The organism is Exiguobacterium sp. ZWU0009 (assembly GCF_000798935.2).
Classification (GTDB): domain Bacteria; phylum Bacillota; class Bacilli; order Exiguobacteriales; family Exiguobacteriaceae; genus Exiguobacterium_A; species Exiguobacterium_A acetylicum.
The window spans coordinates 951,343-969,930 of the sequence record NZ_CP018057.1; the positions used below are offsets into that span (position 1 = coordinate 951,343).

The window sequence follows — 18,588 nt, forward strand, 5'->3', positions numbered from 1 at the left end:
ACGATGAAACAATTCTTAAAACGACAAGACGGATTCACCTTACTTGAGATGGCAGCCGTCTTATTGATCATTTCGTTGTTACTACTCGTTTTGATTCCAACGATGACAAGTGGAAAGGACCAGGCGAAAGGTGTCAGTTGTGAGGCGAACATTCGCGTCATTCGCTCGGAGGTTAATTTGTATTATGCGAAAGAAAAGAAGTATCCGGAATCGCTCCAGACGATCAACCGCGGAACAGCTGATAAACCGAATGCCCTCGTCTGTGATCAGGAGACGTATACGTATGATCCGAAGACTGGCGAACTTACGAAGTGAACAAGGTTTTACCTTATTTGAGATGACGGCGGTGCTGACAATCATTGCTTGTTTACTTGTTTTTTTGTTGCCGGCACTGTTTGAAAAACGACCGGACTGGATTCCGCTTGAACAAGAGGTTCGTCTGATGGAACAAGATATTCAGACGCTTCGACTCATGCAGTACTCAAAGCAAGATCAAGCATTGATGCAGTTTCGATTTCGAGGAGACGGTACAGGATACCTTATCCTTGCGGATGACAGGTTGTTATGGCAACGGACATTTCAAAATGGTCATACGTGTACCGTTCCGCCCTCGAATCGCATTATCTACTTCAAAAGCTATCACTCGATCTATGCAGCGACCTGGTCTTGCCGTTCGGCAACAGCCGAGTATGAAATCAAATTTTTACTTGGGAACTATCAAATGGCAATCCGTAAAGTGAGGTGAGAAGCATGCAGAACGAACGCCAAGCGGGCTTCTCTTTGCTTGAAGTGATGCTCTCTATCGTTGCAATCGGTATCTTCATGATGTTAGCGATTGATCCTTATCTCGATTTACGGACGAAACAAATGAAATGGGAACAAGAGACGGAACAGCTTGAGCAGATGGCTACGGATCAAGTTGAAAACCGAACAGCGTCCTATGTCCTGAAACAAGGAGCGTGGTGCAATGAAACGATGTGTCTTGCGAGCGGAATCCGGAATGACCCTTCTCGAACTGTCATTCGTCCTATGGCTGAGCCCACTTCTTCTGCTGGCAATCTTGACACTGACCCCACTCGTTCGTCCGCCGGAAGTCAACCGAATGAATGAAGAATTGTTCTTTCATACCGTGGAACGACTGATGTGGCGCAGTACGATGTGTGAGCGCCTCGGAGACGAGATTCGTGGAATGGACGTCGATCCGGGAGAGACAGCTGAAAAGTGGCGTCTCGTCCGTGTGCAAGATCAACTACGTCTCAAGAAAGAACAGGGAGGTGAACTGACATACGCCCGCGATGTCAAACAATATACCGTGACAGGGGATGCCGAGATTCTCTCGATTCAGTTGAACGACAGCAGACGTTCCTTCCGATGCGTCAGGAAGGATTCATCTTGATTCAAACGTTACTGTTACTGCTAGGAATGGGAGTCGTGCTCTTGATCTCTTGTCAGCAGATTGACGAAGAGATGCGGCATCATCAGTTAGAGCAAGAAGCGCTCCAACTTGAATCTCTCATCCGAGCGGCAAAAGCAGATTGTACGAAGGACGAGACCCTTCGCTATCCAATCGGACAAATCAGCTGTACAGCGACCGATAAAGGCTTTAAAATGGAAGCGAGATTAGAGAATGGTCAAAGAATCGAGGCGGTCGTCACACATGAGTAAGGTTTATTTGATTGGGTTTATGGGAACTGGTAAAACAGCCGTCGGACATCGATTGGGTATACAATACGAGATCGACGAACTGGATGAACGGTTCGAACAGGAACATGGACAAACGATTACCGCTTTTTTCGCTGAGCATGGCGAAGCAGGGTTTCGTACACATGAAAGCGAATTGTTGAAGAGTAGCAAAGCCGAAGTGGTTGTTACAGGTGGCGGGATCGTCGAACGAGAAGAGAACCGACTGTACATGCAGGAATCCGGAATAGTCGTCTGGATCGATACACCCTTTGATTTGATTTGGGAACGGATCGCCTCTGATCAAAATCGTCCACTCGTGACAGAACGGGAACAAGTGAGACGATTGTTTGAACGTCGCTATTCCTTATATGCTGGAGTGGCTACTGTCCGACTTGAAGGGACGGCATCAATCGAAGAATTAACGCGTGCGATTGAAACTGTATTGGAGGAGAAGTTATGATTTGGATTACATTAGGTATTATTTTATTGGCCATCGTAGGACTCGTGTTGTTCGGATTCAGTCTTTACAAAAAAAAGCTGTCTCAAGATATTCGGCAGTTAAAACAACTGATGGAGCGCTTTACGATTCGTCAGCAAACCTTGCAGACGAACATCGATCATACGACGCAGCGAATCGATCAAATCAAAGGGAATATCAATCGAATCACTGAAGAAGGAAATCGTGTGAAGCAAGGAGCGAGTCAATTGGTGACGGAAGGTCGTCGACTCCAGGAGGAAATCAAACGAACTGCCGGAATCAAACAATTTTGAAATGGCTTTCATGGGAAGAATATGAAACAATAGGAGAGAAGGGACAGGGTCCTTTCTCTCTTTTTCGTATGTTCCTTTTTCCGAATAATACTAGATAATTATGAATTTAATTGGTAAGATGGATTTGAAAATGGAACATTAAAGAGAAGAGAGAGTGAAAACGTTCGTAAATAGGGGGATTTGTATGAGTCAAACGACATTGAAAAGAACACCGTTATTCGAAACGGTTTCGCAAACCGGTAAGATGGTGGATTTTGCGGGATTTGAAATGCCAGTTTTGTTTTCCTCGATTAAAGAAGAACACGTTGCAGTAAGGGAAAATGTCGGCATGTTCGATGTCTCGCACATGGGAGAACTGTTCGTCAGCGGACCGGATGCTCTGACGTTTTTACAAGCTACATTATCGAACGATATTTCGAAGATTGCGGTGGGGCAAGCGCAATATAATGTCTTATGCCAAGAAGACGGTGGGACAGTGGATGATTTACTCGTCTATCGTTTGGCAGAAACGGACTATCTTCTCGTCGTCAATGCTTCGAACATTGAAAAAGACGAACAACATTTACGTCACTATCTAACAGGGGACGTCACGCTTGAGAATCAGTCGGAACAATATGGTCAAATTGCTGTCCAAGGACCACGTGCGGAAGCCATTCTTTCTGGCATGACACCACTTGTCTTATCAGAAATCGGATTTTTCAAGTTCCAACGGGGGACGGTTGCAGGAGTGGAAATGATCGTCTCACGCAGTGGGTACACAGGGGAAGATGGGTTCGAACTCTACATGGCAGCTGGTGACGCACCTGCTGTCTGGCAAGCACTGCTTGAGCAAGGTGTCGTACCATGCGGGCTCGGAGCACGCGACACATTACGTTTTGAGGCATGTCTTCCGCTTTATGGACATGAATTATCAGCAACAATTTCACCAATCGAAGCGGGAATGGGATTTGCGGTCAAACCACAAGTCAAACCGTTCGTCGGTTCGGAAGTCTTGTTGCAACAGAAAGAACAAGGAGCACCGCGGCGCTTGATCGGTCTTGAATTACTCGATAAAGGGATTGCGCGTCAAGATGCACCGGTTTGGCATGACGGGGAAGTCGTTGGAGTCGTGACGACAGGTACATTGCCGCCGACAGTCGGAAAAGCGATTGCTTGGGCACTCGTTCCTGCAGAAGTAGCGGAACAAGATCAATTTGAAGTGGAAGTACGCGGAAAACGTTTAGCAGCGAAACGAACAGCGACACCGTTTTATCGTCGCACGAAATAAGGGGGATATTTCTATGGATTTTCGTTATTTACCAATGACAGCAGAAGATGAGCAGGCGATGTTACAGACGATCGGTGCAGCATCGATCGAAGATTTACTCGCTGATATCCCGGCATCCGTCCGTGATAACGGTACATTGGAAGAAGTCGGTGTGCCACTTCCGGAAACGGACTTGATTCGGACGCTATCGAAGCTTGCCGACCAAAACATGAATACGAAACAATATCCGTCGTTCCTTGGCGCTGGCATCTATGATCACTATGCACCTGCTGTCGTCAATCATATGTTACTGCGCTCAGAGTTTTACACTGCCTATACACCGTATCAGCCAGAGATTTCGCAAGGCGAACTACAAGCGATCTTTGAATTTCAATCGATGATTTGCGAGTTGACAGGGATGGATGTCGCGAACTCGTCGATGTATGACGGCATCACGGCGTTAGCGGAAGCGGCTATGCTTGCGTGTGCCCATACGAAGAAAAAGACGATCGTTCTTTCGGACGGCGTTCACCCGGAAGCACACGATGTCGTCCGGACGTATGCGAACGGTCCAGGACTAAACGTCGAGACATTGTCGCTTGAGCAAGGTGTCACACGGATCGATCAACTCGATGCCATCGAAGACGTCGCCTGTGTCATCGTGCAGTATCCGAACTTCTACGGTCGTGTCGAAGAACTACAAGCATTGGCTGATGCGACACATGCACGTGGTGCGCTCTTCATCGTCTCTGCGAATCCACTGGCACTCGGTATCTTAGAAGCGCCAGGTAAACTTGGCGCTGACATAACGATCGGAGATTGCCAACCGTTCGGGATTCCACAAAGCTTTGGTGGACCGACGTGTGGTTATTTCACGACGACAAAAGCGTTGATGCGTAAGATTCCGGGACGTCTCGTTGGACAGACCGTCGATGAGAATGGAAAACGCGGTTTCGTTCTGACGTTACAAGCACGTGAACAACACATTCGCCGTGACAAGGCGACATCTAATATCTGTTCGAACCAAGCGTTGAATGCACTCGCTGCTTCGATTGCGATGAGTGCACTCGGAAAACGGGGGATCCGGGAACTCGCGACACGCAACTTACAAACGGCACATGCATTAAAACAAAAGCTGAAACAGGCTGGCTTTACGATCGTTGACGATGGACCGAGCTTCAATGAATTCGTCGTTACGCTACCAATCGACGCGACACGTGCGAGTCAACAATTGCTCGATCACGGAATCATCGGCGGTTTGCCGTTAGGCGCTTATGACGCGGCACGTCAAAATGAAATGCTTGTTTGTGCAACGGAATTACGGACGAATGAAGAGTTGGATCAATTCGTGACAGCGTTAGGGGGACTCACACATGAATGAGCAAACATTGATCTTTGAAATTTCCAAACCGGGTCGTATCGCCTATAGCTTACCGTTACCGACTGTCGATGAGGTGGCAGTAGAAGAATTGTTACCGACCTCGATGTTACGGAAGGAAGACGTGGCGCTACCGGAAGTATCGGAACTGGATCTCGTCCGTCACTACACGGCACTCTCGAACCGTAACCATGGTGTGGATTCTGGATTCTATCCACTCGGGTCATGTACGATGAAATACAATCCGAAAATCAATGAAGATATGGCACGCCTCCCTGGGTTTGCACACATTCACCCGCTTCAACCAGTCGAAAGTGTTCAAGGGGCACTCGGTTTGATGTATGATCTGCAAGAAAAACTCGCGGTCATCACAGGAATGGATGAAGTGACGCTCCAGCCGGCGGCGGGAGCACACGGTGAATGGACAGGCTTGATGCTGATTAAGGCCTACCATCATGCACGCGGTGACTTTAAACGGACGAAAGTCCTCGTACCGGACTCGGCACACGGAACGAATCCGGCATCGGCATCAGTCGCTGGATTTGATACCGTGACGGTCTTATCGGATGAACGTGGTCTTGTTGATTTAGCGGATTTAAAGAAAAAGGTCGGTGACGATACAGCGGCACTCATGTTGACAAATCCGAACACGCTTGGTCTGTTTGAGTCGGATATCGTTGAGATCGCCAAAGCGGTTCACGAGGCGGGCGGAAAACTGTACTACGATGGTGCGAACTCGAATGCGATCATGGGCATTGCTCGTCCAGGGGACATGGGCTTTGATGTCGTTCACTTGAACTTGCATAAGACGTTCACAGGACCGCACGGTGGCGGCGGACCAGGGTCGGGTCCGGTTGGTGTCAAACAAGATTTGATTCCGTATTTACCGAAACCAATCGTCCGCAAAGAAGAAGAGCGTTATGTCCTCGACTATGATCGTCCGGAAGCAATCGGTCGCGTCAAACCATTCTACGGTAACTTCGGCATCAACGTTCGTGCCTATAGCTATATTCGGACGATGGGTGGGGCAGGTCTCGCTCGCGTCTCGAAAGAAGCGGTCTTGAATGCGAACTATATGTTGGCTCGTCTCAAAGGTGCGTATGACGCGCCATACGACGTCTATTGCAAGCACGAATTCGTCTTGTCGGGTAAACGTCAAAAAGCACTAGGTGTCCGGACGCTTGATATCGCTAAACGTCTGCTTGACTTTGGATACCATCCACCAACGATCTACTTCCCGTTGAACGTCGAGGAGTGTATCATGATCGAACCGACGGAAACAGAGTCGAAAGAAACACTCGATGCCTTTTGTGATGCGATGCTCCAGATTGCAAAAGAGGTCGAAGAGACACCAGATGTCGTCTTGAATGCACCACACACGACGGTCGTCAAACGAATGGACGAGACACTTGCTGCTCGAAAACCGGTCTTACGCTACGAACCAAAACAAGAAGTACACGCATAAGCTACTTCATAAAAAAGAGGACCTCTCCTTCGTCGGAGATGTCCTCTTTTTGCGATGAACGAAGCATCAGCTCCGTTTGATTTTTCCTGACCACTGCTTGAATCCGCCTTTTAACTGATACAGATTCGTATAACCAGCTTTTTTCAAGACTTTTGCAGCCTGTGAAGAACGCATGCTACCTTGACAATACAAGTAAATCGGCATGTCTTTTCGTAATTCCTTCGAGCGCATCTTCATTTGGCTGACCGGGATGTTACGGGCACCGACGATGTGTCCACCTTTGAATTCCTGTGTCTCGCGAACATCGACGATTTGTGCTTTACGGTAGTTCGCACGGAATTCTTCTTGCGACAATTTCGTGATGCCTTTGACCGGCATGAAACGCCAAGCGATGTAGGCGATCAGCGCGACCCATAATACGATCGTAATGATAGTTCCAGTTTCCATATTCGACTTCCAACCCCTTCGTTCGTTTAACCTCTGTTTCATTATAGTCAACGAAATCGATTTCGGCAATCGACTCGTGATTGCGCGACCGAGAATGGGTTTGATACACTAAGACGGAAACGTTTTGGGGGTGCTCAAGTGAACAGAGAGTGGCAAGTGTTGACGACGCCGGCAATGGAGCCGGCAATGAACATGGCAATTGATGAAGCATTGATTCAGTTCGTCGGGCGTGGTGAAATCGCACCGACGCTTCGTTTTTACTCATGGGAACCACACGGATTAAGTGTTGGTCATTTTCAACGGGCAACCCGTGATATCGATCGAAAGCGGATTGCAGAGCTCGGTATTCCGATCGTGCGTCGGATGACAGGAGGGCGCGCTGTCTTGCATGCAGACGAGTTGACATACAGTGTCGTCATCCCGGAAGATACAGAAGGTTTACCACGCACGGTCATCGAAAGTTATCGGATGTTGACGGAAGGAATTCGCAAAGGATACCATCACCTCGGCATTCCGGTCGAATTTTCCGTTCCGTTGACGGAAGAGGAAAAGGAAGAATTACGGAAGCCGAAATCAGCCGTTTGTTTTGATGCAGCGTCGTATTATGAACTCGCTGTTGGAAAACGGAAAGTCGCCGGAAGTGCACAAGTTCGCCATCAAGGCGTTGTCCTGCAGCACGGTTCGGTCCCACTCTCTGTCGATGAAGGTGAATTGTTTGATTGTTTCTTGTATGATGATGAGTCGACGCGCGAACGGATGAAAGCGCGTTTTTCAGGAAAAGCTGTCGCTTTGAATGAGCTAGCAGGTCGCGCAGTCGCATTTGACGAGGTACGAGAAGCGTTCACGAAAGGCTTCGAAGAGGCGCTTGATTTGTCGTTCGTTCCATTAACGTTCACTAGCGAGCAGTGGCAGGAGATTGAGCGTCTTGCCGAGAAATACCGTAGTGATGAGTGGAACTGGAAACGCTAATGAATGAAATGGGAAGGTGATGTCGTGCCAACTCCGAGTATGGAAGATTATTTGGAACAAATTTATAAACTGATTGAAGATAAGGGGTATGCCCGCGTATCGGATATAGCGGAGTCGTTAGGCGTTCACCCGTCGTCGGTAACAAAGATGGTTCAAAAGCTCGACCGGGAGACGTATCTCGTTTATGAAAAGTATCGGGGTCTCATGCTGACGCCTAAAGGACGCAAAATCGGAAAGCGTCTCGTGGAACGACACGCCTTACTTGAAGATTTTCTTCGTCTCGTTGGTGTGGATGAAGAACTGATCTATAAGGATGTCGAAGGAATCGAGCATCATATTAGTATCGAAGCGTTGGATAAGATCAACGGAATGATTCAGTTCTTCGCAGAACGTCCTGGTTTGAAAGAGGAACTGCATCGCTATCAACAAGCCCATCCAGAGGATTGAGGCTTGTTTTTTTATACTTTTTTTCTAAGAACCTATCTTAAACACGAACATTCCATTACAATTTAATGATAAAGTGCGTATTTAAAAGGTGTTATGTTATACTGAGCCTGAAAATGGACGAAGGGGGTGACGGGTGTTCGCACCTGGTCATGGAAATTACGATTAAAGAAAAGTTAGTGTCGGAGTCACAACTAAAAGAAAAAGTCCGTGAATTAGCACAACAGATTGAAGCAGATGCTGCCGGACGTCAAATCGTTCTTGTCGTCGTGTTGAAAGGGTCGATGGTCTTTGCTGCGGATTTGATGCGCGAAATCAAAGGAAGCGTTCAAATTGATACAGTCGCGTGCTCTTCTTACGGAACAAAGACCGTCTCTTCAGGGCGTGTCCAGTTGAAGAAAGATCTCGATCTCGATGTGCAAGGGAAATATGTCGTCGTCATCGAAGATATCATCGACACAGGACGGACGCTCCATTTCTTGTGTGATCACATGAAGTTGCATCAACCTGGAGTTCTAAAGGTGTGTACATTGCTTGATAAACCGGCACGTCGTGAAGTAGAACTCGACGCAGACTATGTTGGTTTTGAGATTCCGGATTACTTCGTTGTTGGGTACGGAATCGATTGTGCTGAGGAATACCGCAATTTACCGTATATCGGTTGGGTCGAAACGGATTGAACACGAAAAAAGGAGATTCGTCGCGTGACGAATCTCCTTTTTAATGTACTTCTGAAATTTAGAAAGCACGTTTTTTCTTTTTGCCTTTTTTTCCTTCGATGACTGTCAGGTGAGGCGCTTTTGAACGATCCCGCAACGGTCTGACTTTATTCGATGCCGGCGCTTTTGAAGACTTGACCGTTTTTTTCTTAAAGTCTGTCCGGCGAACAGAATTCGAAGAGCCATGCATTTTTTTTGATTGAGCGACGGATTTTCGGTACTGAGCGTTCGCACCATTTCCGACGCTTCGATTACGAGTCAGGAACTTAAAGAGTAAGAAGATAATCCCGGCGGTAATCCCGAAGAACAGCAATTGTGAAAACAGACTACTTGGATTGTTGACGAGTTTATATCCGAAGCCGACAAAAGCGAACAGTAACACGACGAGTGCAAATGTAGAACCAATGCGTTGTCTGATCATAATATCACCCCTGTTATCGATTAACCCAGTGCATTCTCATGTAGGTTATGTTCCTGTTTTTCCAACGCTTCAAACGCATAAATCGCAACCTCGATCTGTGAATCATCCGGTTCCTTCGTCGTCAAGTACTGCAACCATAGGCCAGGCAAGGCGATGACGCGAAGTCCTTTAATGTGCTGTGCTTTATTCGTCAGCTGTAACACTTCAAATGAAAGACCGATGACGACCGGTAATAAAGCGATTCGGCAGACGAGACGCAACCAAAGCGGATCCGTTGGCACGATCAGATAGACGAAAAATCCGACGATGACGGTGAAGATCAAGAAACTCGAGCCGCACCGGTAATGAAGCCGACTGCTGACGCGGACGTTCTCGACCGTAAGTGGACGTCCTGACTCGACGCAATTGATGACTTTATGCTCAGCACCATGATATTGGAAAAGTCGTTTAACAAGCGGGGTCAACGAAATCACGTAGAGATAACTGAACAAAAGCGTTAATTTGATTGTTGCTTCAATGACGTTTTGAATGACATGTCCAGACAAGGCTGGAAATACATCGAATAGCGATGCAAGGAAAGCAGGTAGTAACGTAAAGAGTAATTTACCGAAAAAGAATGATAGGATCCCGACGACAGCTACGCCGAGCCATTTCGTCAAAGGACTGGCAGTCGCCTCTTCCGGTTCTTCTTCACCCGGTTTGACACCGTAGCGATCACTTGCGAAGTTCATATGACTTGCGCCATTCGCTGAGGACTCCATCAAAGCAAAGAGACCACGCAAAAGTGGAATTCGTTTTCCTTTGGCGATTCGTGGTCGAACCGGTTTTTGCTGGGCAAACGTCTCGATCGAATCATCATTTCGACGAATCGCGGAGACTGCATGGGTCGCATTTTGGAACATGACGCCTTCGACGATGGCTTGACCACCGACTGGCGGATTAGTCGTTTTCATAATAGAACGCATCCCGTCTTCATTAAAATTAGGTGTATCGTCAGTGTACTTGATTTACGCTAAAAAAACTATGTTCGACTCGTCAAAACGAGGTAATCTTTAGGAGTCGGAAATCGGGTTATGATACAATGAAAAGGAATTCGAGGAGGTGTTTTTTTGCGTGTCTTGATATTAAACGGACCAAACTTGAATTTACTCGGAACACGCGAACCGGATACATATGGAACGGCGACATTAGCCGACTTAGAACACGACCTTCGCGCTTATTTTCCGAACATTCAGTTTCGGTTTGAACAATCGAACCATGAAGGACGACTGATTGATGTTCTTCACGAGGAACGGGGAGCGGACGGCATCGTCTTCAATGCGGCTGCCTATACGCATACGAGTATCGCGTTACGTGACGCGATCGCTGCGATCGAAGCACCCGTCATCGAGGTCCATCTATCGAATGTCCATGCACGTGAATCCTTCCGTCATCATTCGATGATCGCATCCGTCTGTCAAGGCGTCATTGCTGGACTTGGCATGACGGGATATCGTCTGGCAACGGAAGCACTTCAAGCTTTACAACAATCGGAACAAGGGGGAAATCAATCATGAAACAACGGATCGAGGCGTTACAAGCAGCTTTAAAGGAACGGGACCTTCCAGGATTACTCGTCACGAAAGCAGAGAACATTCGTTACATTTCCGGCTTCACGGGTTCAAGTGGTGCATGTCTCGTAACAGAAGAGCAAGCGTACTTCGTGACGGATTTCCGTTACACGGAGCAAGCGGCAGACCAAGTTAAAGGAATGGAGATCGTCCAAATCGAACGGTCGATTCCAGAGACGATGGGCGAATTGATGGCAGGAGCGCGTGTTCGCGCGGTTGGTGTCGAAAAGGATGCGATGACACTCGGTGCTTTTGAAGCGTACGATCAAGCTTCGGCAATCGAGCTTGTTCCGACGACAGGAATCATTGAAAACCTACGCTTGATTAAGGATTCGTCAGAGATTAAGATGATTAAGGAAGCGGTGGAGCTCGCAGACGCGACCTTCCAACACATCTTGACGTACATTCAACCAGGACGAACAGAACTTGAAGTATCAAATGAACTAGAATTCTTCATGCGCAAGCATGGAGCGACGTCTTCTTCTTTCGATACGATCGTGGCGTCAGGCCATCGTTCTGCCTTGCCGCACGGTGTTGCCAGCTCGAAAGTCATTGCGACGGGTGAGCTCGTGACGCTTGATTTCGGAGCGCTCTTGAACGGTTATGTTTCAGATATCACACGGACTGTCGCAGTCGGTCCGATCAATGCCGAATTGCAGAAGATCTACGATACAGTCTTACAAGCGCAACTAGCGGGTGTCGATGGCTTAAAACCAGGTATCACTGGAATCGAAGCGGACGCGTTGACACGTGATATCATCAAAGAAGCAGGTTACGGTGAGTACTTCGGTCACTCGACGGGACACGGTATTGGTCTAGAAGTACATGAAGGACCTGGCTTGTCGTTCCGCTCTGAGACGAAACTTGAACCGGGCATGATCGTTACGGTCGAACCAGGTATCTACGTGCCGCAAGTTGGCGGATGCCGGATTGAAGATGACGTCTTGATCACGGAAACAGGTCGAGAAATTCTTTCGTCTTCACCAAAAGAACTGATCACTCTCTAATTTAGAGTGACGGGACATTTTAGGAGGAACCATTCATGGTATCAGTAAACGATTTAAAAACAGGATTAACGATTAAAACTTCAGACGGTATGATTTGGCAAGTACTTGAATTCCAACATGTTAAACCAGGTAAAGGGGCAGCTTTCGTTCGGACGAAAATGCGTAACATCCGTAACGGAAACATCCAAGAGATGACATTCCGTGGTGGTGAGCGTGTCGAGCGTGCACACATCGAGCGTAACAAGATGCAATACCTTTACCCAATGGGTGAGACTTACGTCTTCATGGACACAGAATCGTATGAGCAATTGGAATTGACGACGGCGCAAGTCGAAGCAGCTCTTCCATACTTGCTTGAAAACATGGAAGTTCAAATCGCGGTTTACAACGGCGAAATCCTAGGTCTTGAATTACCGAACACAGTCGTCATGACGATCGTTGAAGCAGAGCCTGGCGTTAAGGGTGATACAGCTTCGAACGTCAAGAAAAATGCGACAGTGGAGACAGGTCACATCATTCAAGTACCACTCTTCATCGAAGCAGGCGAAAAAGTAACGGTTGATACACGTACAGGTGATTTCACAGGTCGTTACAACGGATAATATTGAAACGACAAGACGTCTCTCACCTTCTATCAGGTCGAGAGACGTCTTTTTTCATCCAGCTTGACTTGCATCCAATGGTATGACCAGTTAATATAAGTATTTGAGTAGGCATTAGCACCTGGTATAATAATTGTGAATACAGCATAGATGGGGGAAGAATGACAGATGAAAATCGATCAGCTGAAACAAGTACTCGAAATGCTCGATCAGTCGAGTGTAAATGAACTCTCACTCGAGACGGATACGTATAAATTAAAGTTGAAGAAACAAGGAGAAACGGTGACGGTCTCGCACCAAGCACCCGCTGCTCCAGTGGCGGCACCTGCTCCTGTGAAGCAAGCAGCGGCACCAGTCGAGGAAGAGGCGACTGCGGATGATACGGTCACGATCAATGCCTTGATGGTCGGAACGTTCTATTCACGTCCGAATCCGGATAAACCGGCATACGTCAAAGTCGGGGATCAGATTGAAGTAGGTCAGATCGTCTGTGTCCTTGAAGCGATGAAACTCTTCAACAACTTAAACTCGGAAGTATCTGGAACGGTCGTCGAGATTCTTGTCGCCGATGGAGATCTCGTTGAATTTGGTCAACCACTCTTCCGGATCCGTCCGTAAACGGGGGTGAACAGCATGGAAAAATTATTGATTGCCAACCGTGGAGAAATCGCCGTCCGCATCATTCGAGCGGCAAAAGAACTTGGAATACAAACCGTTGCTGTCTACTCGACGGCGGATAAGGAAGCCTTACACGTTCGTTTAGCCGACGAGGCGTACTGCATCGGTGAGGCGAGTTCTGCTTCATCCTACTTAAATGTTACGAATATCCTCGCGATCGCAACGAACCGTCAAGTGACGATGATCCATCCGGGTTACGGTTTCTTAGCCGAGAACGTTGATTTTGCTGAGATGTGTGAAGCGTGCGGAATCAAGTTCGTTGGTCCGACGTCGGATGCGATCCGTCAGATGGGGATCAAGGACGTCGCGAAGAAGACGATGATCGAGTGTGGAGTGCCTGTCGTGCCGGGTTCGGATGGAACGGTCACGGACGAAGAAGCGGTCGCACTGGCGCAAGAAATTGGTTATCCAGTCATCATCAAAGCAACAGCCGGTGGTGGAGGTAAAGGGATTCGGGTCGCTCGTTCGGAAGAAGAGCTGATCAACGGGCTAAGTGAGACACGTCGTGAAGCAAAACAAGCTTTCGGAAACGGGGATGTCTATTTAGAACGCTTCATCGAAGAATTCCGCCATGTCGAGGTACAAGTCCTCGCTGACCGACACGGGAATGTCATTCACCTTGGTGAACGGGATTGTACCGTCCAGCGTCGGATGCAAAAACTGATCGAGGAAGCGCCGTCACCTGCGGTCAGTGAAGCGACACGATTGAAGATGGGTGAGGCTGCCGTAAAAGCCGCAAAAGCGATTCAGTACACGGGAGCAGGAACGATCGAATTCATTTTTGTCGAAGAGACCGAAGAATTCTTCTTCATGGAGATGAATACGCGCATTCAAGTCGAACACCCGGTAACGGAAATGATCACTGGGTTCGACCTCGTTCAAGCGCAATTGCAAGTGGCGCTTGATCATCCGCTTGCCGTCAAACAAAAGGATATCAAGTTCCACGGTCATTCGATCGAATGCCGGATCAATGCCGAGGATCCAGACCATGATTTCCGTCCGTCTGCTGGACGTGTCACACAATACGTGACACCAGGCGGAATGGGCGTACGTATCGATAGCGCGGTCTATCCGGGGTACATGATTCCGCCTTACTATGACTCGATGGTCGCGAAGTTGATCGTCCATGCGGAAACACGGGAAGAAGCATGTGCGAAGATGGAACGTGCACTGGCTGAATTTTGGATCGAAGGTGTCAAAACGACGATCCCGTTCCACGAACGTGTTCTTAGTCACCCGGTATTCCGACGTGGTACGTTCACGACGAAATTCGCAGAGCGTGAGCTAAAAGGTACGATCGTTAACTGAATCAGGACGGGAGTTTGTGCGACGAACTCCCGTCTTTTTTTTGGCGTTCTCTATGTTTTTTAAAAGAGGAATGTGCTAAACTAACTGATTGAGAACGACAAAAAAAGGAGCACGCAAAATCATGATGAAACGACACATGGCACGCGAACTCGCAGTCCAATCTTTGTTCCAAATGGAGCTTTCGGATCTGACTGCACAAGAGGCCATTGAATTCGCGGTAGAAGGTAAGGAATATGACACATTCGTCGAGCAATTGGTGAATGGCGTCGAAACAAACAAAGCAACGATTGATCAGCACATTCGTGAAGCACTCGTCAACTGGTCATTCGAACGACTCGGAAACATCGAGCGGACTATTCTTCGCTTAGCCGTCTACGAATTATTGTTCGAAACGAACATTCCTGTTCGAGTGACGATCAACGAAGCGATTGAATTGACGAAAGCGTTCGCAGATGAAGAAGCGACGAAAATCGTCAACGGTGTTCTTGGTAAAGTCGCACAAGGCGTCGTCAAAGAAAATTCATAAACCTGTAAAACCGAATAGAGACAAACAGACAGAAGAGTGAATCGAACTTTTTGGGGGAGTGGACAAATCATGGCAGTAGTAATCGATGGAAAACAGGTAGCCCATTCATATCGTATGAAGCTGAAAGAAGAAGTCGCACGTCTGAAAGAACAGCGGATTCAACCGCAATTGACTGTCATCCTGATTGGCGAAGATCCTGCTAGTCAGTCCTATGTACGTGGTAAAGAAAAGGCGGCGAAGGAAATCGGCATGGATTCGGAGTTGATCCGACTTCGGGCAGAAACAACGGAATCAGAGCTTCTTCACTTGATCGAACGTCTGAATGTTGATGCGAGTGTCCATGGGATTCTCGTCCAATTGCCGTTGCCTGACCATATTGATGAGAGCAAAGTCATTTTTGCGATTTCTCCTGAAAAGGACGTCGATGGATTTCATCCTGTCTCTGTCGGGAAAATGATGATTGGTGAACCGACATTTTTACCGTGTACACCAAACGGCATTCTTCATCTTGTCAAAGAGATGAACGTACCGATTGCCGGTCAACACGTCGTTGTCGTCGGTCGTAGCCAAATCGTCGGTAAACCCGTTGGTATGTTGTTCTTGAATGAATCGGCTACCGTTTCCTATTGTCATTCAAAAACGAAAGACCTCGGTGCGATGACGCGTCAAGCGGATATCTTGATCGTCGCAGTCGGTGTACCGAAGCTGATTACTGCGGATATGGTGAAACCGGATGCTGTCGTCATTGATGTTGGTGTCAACCGTGTCGATGGCAAACTCGTCGGTGATGTCGAGTTTGATACAGTACAAGATGTTGCATCGATGATCACACCTGTTCCGGGTGGCGTTGGTCCGATGACGATCACGATGCTACTGCATAATACGATTGAGGCTGCGCGATGAGCGAACCTCTTCACGTTTCCGATTTAGTCCACTATGTCAAACGTGAACTAGAAGGCGACGCCCTTCTGCAACAAGTCCAGGTGGTGGGAGAAGTGTCGAATTTTAAACGACACTCTTCCGGTCACCTTTATTTTACGTTGAAGGATGAGCAATCACGGATGAAAGCCGTCATGTTTGCCCGGGATGCGAGTCGCGTCAAAGCAGACGTTCGCGATGGGATGCGTGTCGTCGTCACCGCACGCTTATCCGTCTACGTCTCTTCTGGAGAGATGCAACTCTATGTCGAACGGATGACGGAAGACGGTGTAGGAGCGCTGTATGAGGCGTTCTCACGCTTGAAGATGGATCTAGAAGAGCGTGGTTGGTTTGATCCAGCAATCAAACAGCCGTTGCCAGCTTTTCCGGAACGCATCGGAATCATTACATCTCCAAAAGGAGCGGCGCTTCATGACATCGCAACGACACTCCGGCGCCGTTATCCGCAAGCGGCCATCGTCTTCGCCCCGGTCCTTGTACAAGGAGCGGATGCGGCACCACAAATCAGCCGTGCCATTCAGCTGATGAATGAGCATGCTGCCTGTGATGTGTTGATCATTGGTCGTGGTGGTGGTTCGATTGAGGAGCTGTGGGCATTCAATGAGATGTCTGTCGTGACAGCCGTGTTTGAATCACGCATTCCGATCGTCTCTGCTGTCGGTCACGAAACGGATTTTACAATCAGTGATTTCGTCGCCGACGTTCGTGCTGCTACACCAACGGCAGCGGCAGAACTTGTCACTCCGGAAGCAGAGGCACTCACTCGACGGGTGCAGGATGTGAAGCGTCGTTTAGAACGAACCTATGCACAACTTCTCAAAAGCAAACAGGAGCAAGTGACACGGCTTGCGGCGAGCTACGGTCTGAAATCACCACGCGTCCTACTCGGACTGAAGCAGGAACAATTGGACCGAGCAGAAATGTCACTCCAAAAGGAGATCAAGCAAGTAATAGCGCAACACCAGCAACAGGTGGAGCGTCTTGACACACGCTTAATGCGTGTGCCGATGCGGGATCGCTTCGTGCAACAACGGGCGACGATTGAACAATCACGACGTCGACTCGAAATCGTTCGTCGACTCTTGCAATCGAAGCAACAACAGGTGCGTCATGTGCTCGCGCGACTCGACTCCGTCAGTCCGACGCATGTTCTGATGCGCGGCTATACGTATGTCGAACAGGATGGACAAATCGTCCGTTCCGCGAAGGCATTGACAGCGTCTTCGTTCGATATCCGATTCCATGATGGAACGATTCGTGCTAAACGAGAGGATGGGGAGTAAGAATGGAGACGGAACAATCTTTTGAAGAAGCACTGGAACGATTAGAAGAAATCGTCACGTTACTCGAAGAGGGCGAAGCTCCTCTTGAACAAGCGATGGCTCTATATGAAGAAGGCGTCAAACTGACGGCTCTTTGCCAAGGGAAGTTATCCGTTGCTGAGAAAAAACTCGATCAAATCCTGGAGCAAGATGGTACGCTTCGGGAAAAAGGAGGAGCGCAATGATTGCTTTGAATGAGTGGAAGACACAAGTCGAAAACAAAATGGAAGAGTTCATGGAGCGACTCGACGCACCGGATCGTTTACGCGATTCGATGCGGTATTCACTCGATGCGGGTGGGAAACGAATTCGCCCAGCCTTGATTTATGCGGTACTCGATGCTTTTTCGATCGACCGTGCAAAAGGTGATGCGACTGCTGCGGCACTCGAGATGATTCATACATACTCACTGATTCATGATGACCTTCCAGCAATGGACGATGATGATCTGCGTCGAGGGCGTCCGACGAATCATATCGCTTTTGATGAAGCGACAGCGATTTTAGCAGGAGATGCCTTGCTCACGAACGCCTTCAGCTGTCTTCTTGAGACACCGGCTTCGCCAGAAGTGAAGCTTGCTCTTGTCGAACGGTTGTCAGCAGCAGCAGGTGCTACAGGTATGGTCGGAGGTCAACTCGACGATATGCTCGGAGAGCGCGGCGGCATCAATGACGTAGCGGAGCTTGAGTCGATTCACCGTCGGAAAACAGGAGCACTCCTCGTCTTTGCAGTCGAAGCGGGTGGATTGCTTGCTTCGGTCAGCTCGAGCGATCTTGATCACTTGAAGCAATACGGTCGCCATCTCGGAATCGCATTCCAAATTCAAGATGACATCTTGGACGTGACGGGAGATGCTGAAAAAATCGGCAAACCGGTCGGTAGCGACGAAGGGAACGAAAAAGCAACGTATCCAAAATTACTGGGTCTTGAAGGAGCGAAACGCGCACTGACAGCTCAGGTGGAAGCAGCGGAACAAGCGATTGATGCATTATCAGTCGAAGCGACGACACTTAAGGAACTGCTCGACTTCGTGGTCAAGCGCGACCATTAAGC

General features: G+C 48.3%; 26 protein-coding genes. 23 read left to right on the forward strand and 3 right to left on the reverse strand.

What is annotated here, in order from left to right; translation table 11 throughout:
• Positions 1-3: 3 nt before the first annotated feature.
• The 10 genes from L985_RS04835 (at position 4) to gcvPB (ending at position 6,543) form a co-directional block, all read left to right on the forward strand.
• Positions 4-315, forward strand: a complete 312-nt coding sequence (locus L985_RS04835) for a competence type IV pilus major pilin ComGC (protein WP_023467559.1) — start codon at positions 4-6, stop codon at positions 313-315.
• Positions 284-745, forward strand: a complete 462-nt coding sequence (locus L985_RS04840) for a prepilin-type N-terminal cleavage/methylation domain-containing protein (RefSeq protein ID WP_029341077.1) — start codon at positions 284-286, stop codon at positions 743-745. The genes L985_RS04835 and L985_RS04840 overlap by 32 nt, the downstream gene beginning before the upstream one ends.
• Positions 746-750: 5 nt before the next feature.
• Positions 751-1,110: a type II secretion system protein gene (locus L985_RS04845; RefSeq protein ID WP_051656225.1), complete on the forward strand. Its 360-nt coding sequence runs from the start codon at positions 751-753 to the stop codon at positions 1,108-1,110.
• Positions 1,103-1,396: a hypothetical protein gene (locus L985_RS04850; protein WP_047396458.1), complete on the forward strand. Its 294-nt coding sequence runs from the start codon at positions 1,103-1,105 to the stop codon at positions 1,394-1,396. Before L985_RS04845 ends, L985_RS04850 begins: the two co-directional genes overlap by 8 nt.
• Positions 1,393-1,665, forward strand: a complete 273-nt coding sequence (locus L985_RS04855; protein WP_235609860.1) for a hypothetical protein — start codon at positions 1,393-1,395, stop codon at positions 1,663-1,665. Before L985_RS04850 ends, L985_RS04855 begins: the two co-directional genes overlap by 4 nt.
• A complete protein-coding gene (locus tag L985_RS04860) occupies positions 1,658-2,143 on the forward strand; it encodes a shikimate kinase (protein ID WP_047396464.1) in 486 nt (161 codons plus the stop codon). The genes L985_RS04855 and L985_RS04860 overlap by 8 nt, the downstream gene beginning before the upstream one ends.
• Positions 2,140-2,454, forward strand: coding sequence for a hypothetical protein (locus L985_RS04865; RefSeq protein WP_029341082.1), 315 nt, complete (start codon positions 2,140-2,142; stop codon positions 2,452-2,454). The genes L985_RS04860 and L985_RS04865 overlap by 4 nt, the downstream gene beginning before the upstream one ends.
• Before the next feature lie 184 nt (positions 2,455-2,638).
• The gene (gcvT, locus tag L985_RS04870) at positions 2,639-3,721 is read left to right on the forward strand and encodes a glycine cleavage system aminomethyltransferase GcvT (RefSeq protein WP_047396467.1); all 1,083 of its coding nucleotides are present in this window, start codon (positions 2,639-2,641) and stop codon (positions 3,719-3,721) included.
• Between the two features lie 13 nt (positions 3,722-3,734).
• Positions 3,735-5,081 (forward strand): aminomethyl-transferring glycine dehydrogenase subunit GcvPA, encoded by a 1,347-nt coding sequence (gcvPA, locus tag L985_RS04875; RefSeq protein WP_035409120.1) that lies wholly within the window; start codon positions 3,735-3,737, stop codon positions 5,079-5,081.
• Positions 5,074-6,543, forward strand: coding sequence for an aminomethyl-transferring glycine dehydrogenase subunit GcvPB (gcvPB, locus tag L985_RS04880; RefSeq protein ID WP_029341085.1), 1,470 nt, complete (start codon positions 5,074-5,076; stop codon positions 6,541-6,543). Before gcvPA ends, gcvPB begins: the two co-directional genes overlap by 8 nt.
• Positions 6,544-6,609: 66 nt before the next feature.
• Here the strand turns inward: gcvPB and L985_RS04885 are convergent, their stop codons facing one another.
• Entirely contained in the window at positions 6,610-6,990 is a 381-nt protein-coding gene (locus tag L985_RS04885) for a rhodanese-like domain-containing protein (protein WP_023467569.1), read from the reverse strand.
• Positions 6,991-7,128: 138 nt separating this feature from the next.
• Between L985_RS04885 and L985_RS04890 the strand changes: the two genes are divergently transcribed.
• The 3 genes from L985_RS04890 to hpt all read left to right on the forward strand — a co-directional run bounded on the left by L985_RS04890 (position 7,129) and on the right by hpt (position 9,083).
• On the forward strand, positions 7,129-7,959 hold the full coding sequence (locus L985_RS04890; RefSeq protein WP_029341086.1) for a lipoate--protein ligase family protein: 831 nt from the start codon (positions 7,129-7,131) through the stop codon (positions 7,957-7,959).
• Between the two features lie 24 nt (positions 7,960-7,983).
• Positions 7,984-8,406: a transcriptional regulator MntR gene (gene mntR, locus L985_RS04895; protein WP_035398709.1), complete on the forward strand. Its 423-nt coding sequence runs from the start codon at positions 7,984-7,986 to the stop codon at positions 8,404-8,406.
• A 149-nt stretch (positions 8,407-8,555) separates the two neighbouring features.
• A complete protein-coding gene (hpt, locus tag L985_RS04900; RefSeq protein ID WP_029341088.1) occupies positions 8,556-9,083 on the forward strand; it encodes a hypoxanthine phosphoribosyltransferase in 528 nt (175 codons plus the stop codon).
• A gap of 58 nt (positions 9,084-9,141) precedes the next feature.
• Here hpt and L985_RS04905 read toward each other — a convergent pair whose 3' ends face one another.
• Positions 9,142-9,543, reverse strand: coding sequence for an SA1362 family protein (locus L985_RS04905; protein WP_047396472.1), 402 nt, complete (start codon positions 9,541-9,543; stop codon positions 9,142-9,144).
• A gap of 20 nt (positions 9,544-9,563) precedes the next feature.
• On the reverse strand, positions 9,564-10,496 hold the full coding sequence (locus tag L985_RS04910) for a DUF1385 domain-containing protein (RefSeq protein ID WP_029341089.1): 933 nt from the start codon (positions 10,494-10,496) through the stop codon (positions 9,564-9,566).
• A 156-nt stretch (positions 10,497-10,652) separates the two neighbouring features.
• On the opposite strand from L985_RS04910, the gene aroQ reads away from it, so the two are divergent.
• The 10 genes from aroQ (at position 10,653) to L985_RS04960 (ending at position 18,586) form a co-directional block, all read left to right on the forward strand.
• Complete coding sequence (aroQ, locus tag L985_RS04915; protein WP_029341090.1) at positions 10,653-11,099, forward strand: type II 3-dehydroquinate dehydratase; 447 nt, start codon at positions 10,653-10,655, stop codon at positions 11,097-11,099.
• Complete coding sequence (locus tag L985_RS04920; RefSeq protein ID WP_029341091.1) at positions 11,096-12,160, forward strand: M24 family metallopeptidase; 1,065 nt, start codon at positions 11,096-11,098, stop codon at positions 12,158-12,160. The genes aroQ and L985_RS04920 overlap by 4 nt, the downstream gene beginning before the upstream one ends.
• A gap of 35 nt (positions 12,161-12,195) precedes the next feature.
• Positions 12,196-12,762, forward strand: a complete 567-nt coding sequence (gene efp, locus L985_RS04925; protein WP_023467577.1) for an elongation factor P — start codon at positions 12,196-12,198, stop codon at positions 12,760-12,762.
• A gap of 168 nt (positions 12,763-12,930) precedes the next feature.
• Positions 12,931-13,380, forward strand: coding sequence for an acetyl-CoA carboxylase biotin carboxyl carrier protein (accB, locus tag L985_RS04930; protein WP_029341092.1), 450 nt, complete (start codon positions 12,931-12,933; stop codon positions 13,378-13,380).
• 15 nt (positions 13,381-13,395) lie between these two features.
• Entirely contained in the window at positions 13,396-14,748 is a 1,353-nt protein-coding gene (gene accC, locus L985_RS04935) for an acetyl-CoA carboxylase biotin carboxylase subunit (RefSeq protein ID WP_035409099.1), read from the forward strand.
• A 121-nt stretch (positions 14,749-14,869) separates the two neighbouring features.
• On the forward strand, positions 14,870-15,274 hold the full coding sequence (gene nusB, locus L985_RS04940; RefSeq protein ID WP_023467580.1) for a transcription antitermination factor NusB: 405 nt from the start codon (positions 14,870-14,872) through the stop codon (positions 15,272-15,274).
• Between the two features lie 69 nt (positions 15,275-15,343).
• Complete coding sequence (folD, locus tag L985_RS04945; RefSeq protein ID WP_081834682.1) at positions 15,344-16,177, forward strand: bifunctional methylenetetrahydrofolate dehydrogenase/methenyltetrahydrofolate cyclohydrolase FolD; 834 nt, start codon at positions 15,344-15,346, stop codon at positions 16,175-16,177.
• Positions 16,174-17,496 (forward strand): exodeoxyribonuclease VII large subunit, encoded by a 1,323-nt coding sequence (gene xseA, locus L985_RS04950; protein WP_029341096.1) that lies wholly within the window; start codon positions 16,174-16,176, stop codon positions 17,494-17,496. The genes folD and xseA overlap by 4 nt, the downstream gene beginning before the upstream one ends.
• A 2-nt stretch (positions 17,497-17,498) precedes the next feature.
• Positions 17,499-17,720 carry an exodeoxyribonuclease VII small subunit gene (gene xseB, locus L985_RS04955; protein ID WP_023467583.1) on the forward strand — a complete coding sequence of 74 codons (222 nt, stop codon included), beginning with the start codon at positions 17,499-17,501 and terminating at the stop codon, positions 17,718-17,720.
• Entirely contained in the window at positions 17,717-18,586 is an 870-nt protein-coding gene (locus tag L985_RS04960; protein ID WP_029341097.1) for a polyprenyl synthetase family protein, read from the forward strand. The genes xseB and L985_RS04960 overlap by 4 nt, the downstream gene beginning before the upstream one ends.
• Positions 18,587-18,588: the final 2 nt, after the last annotated feature.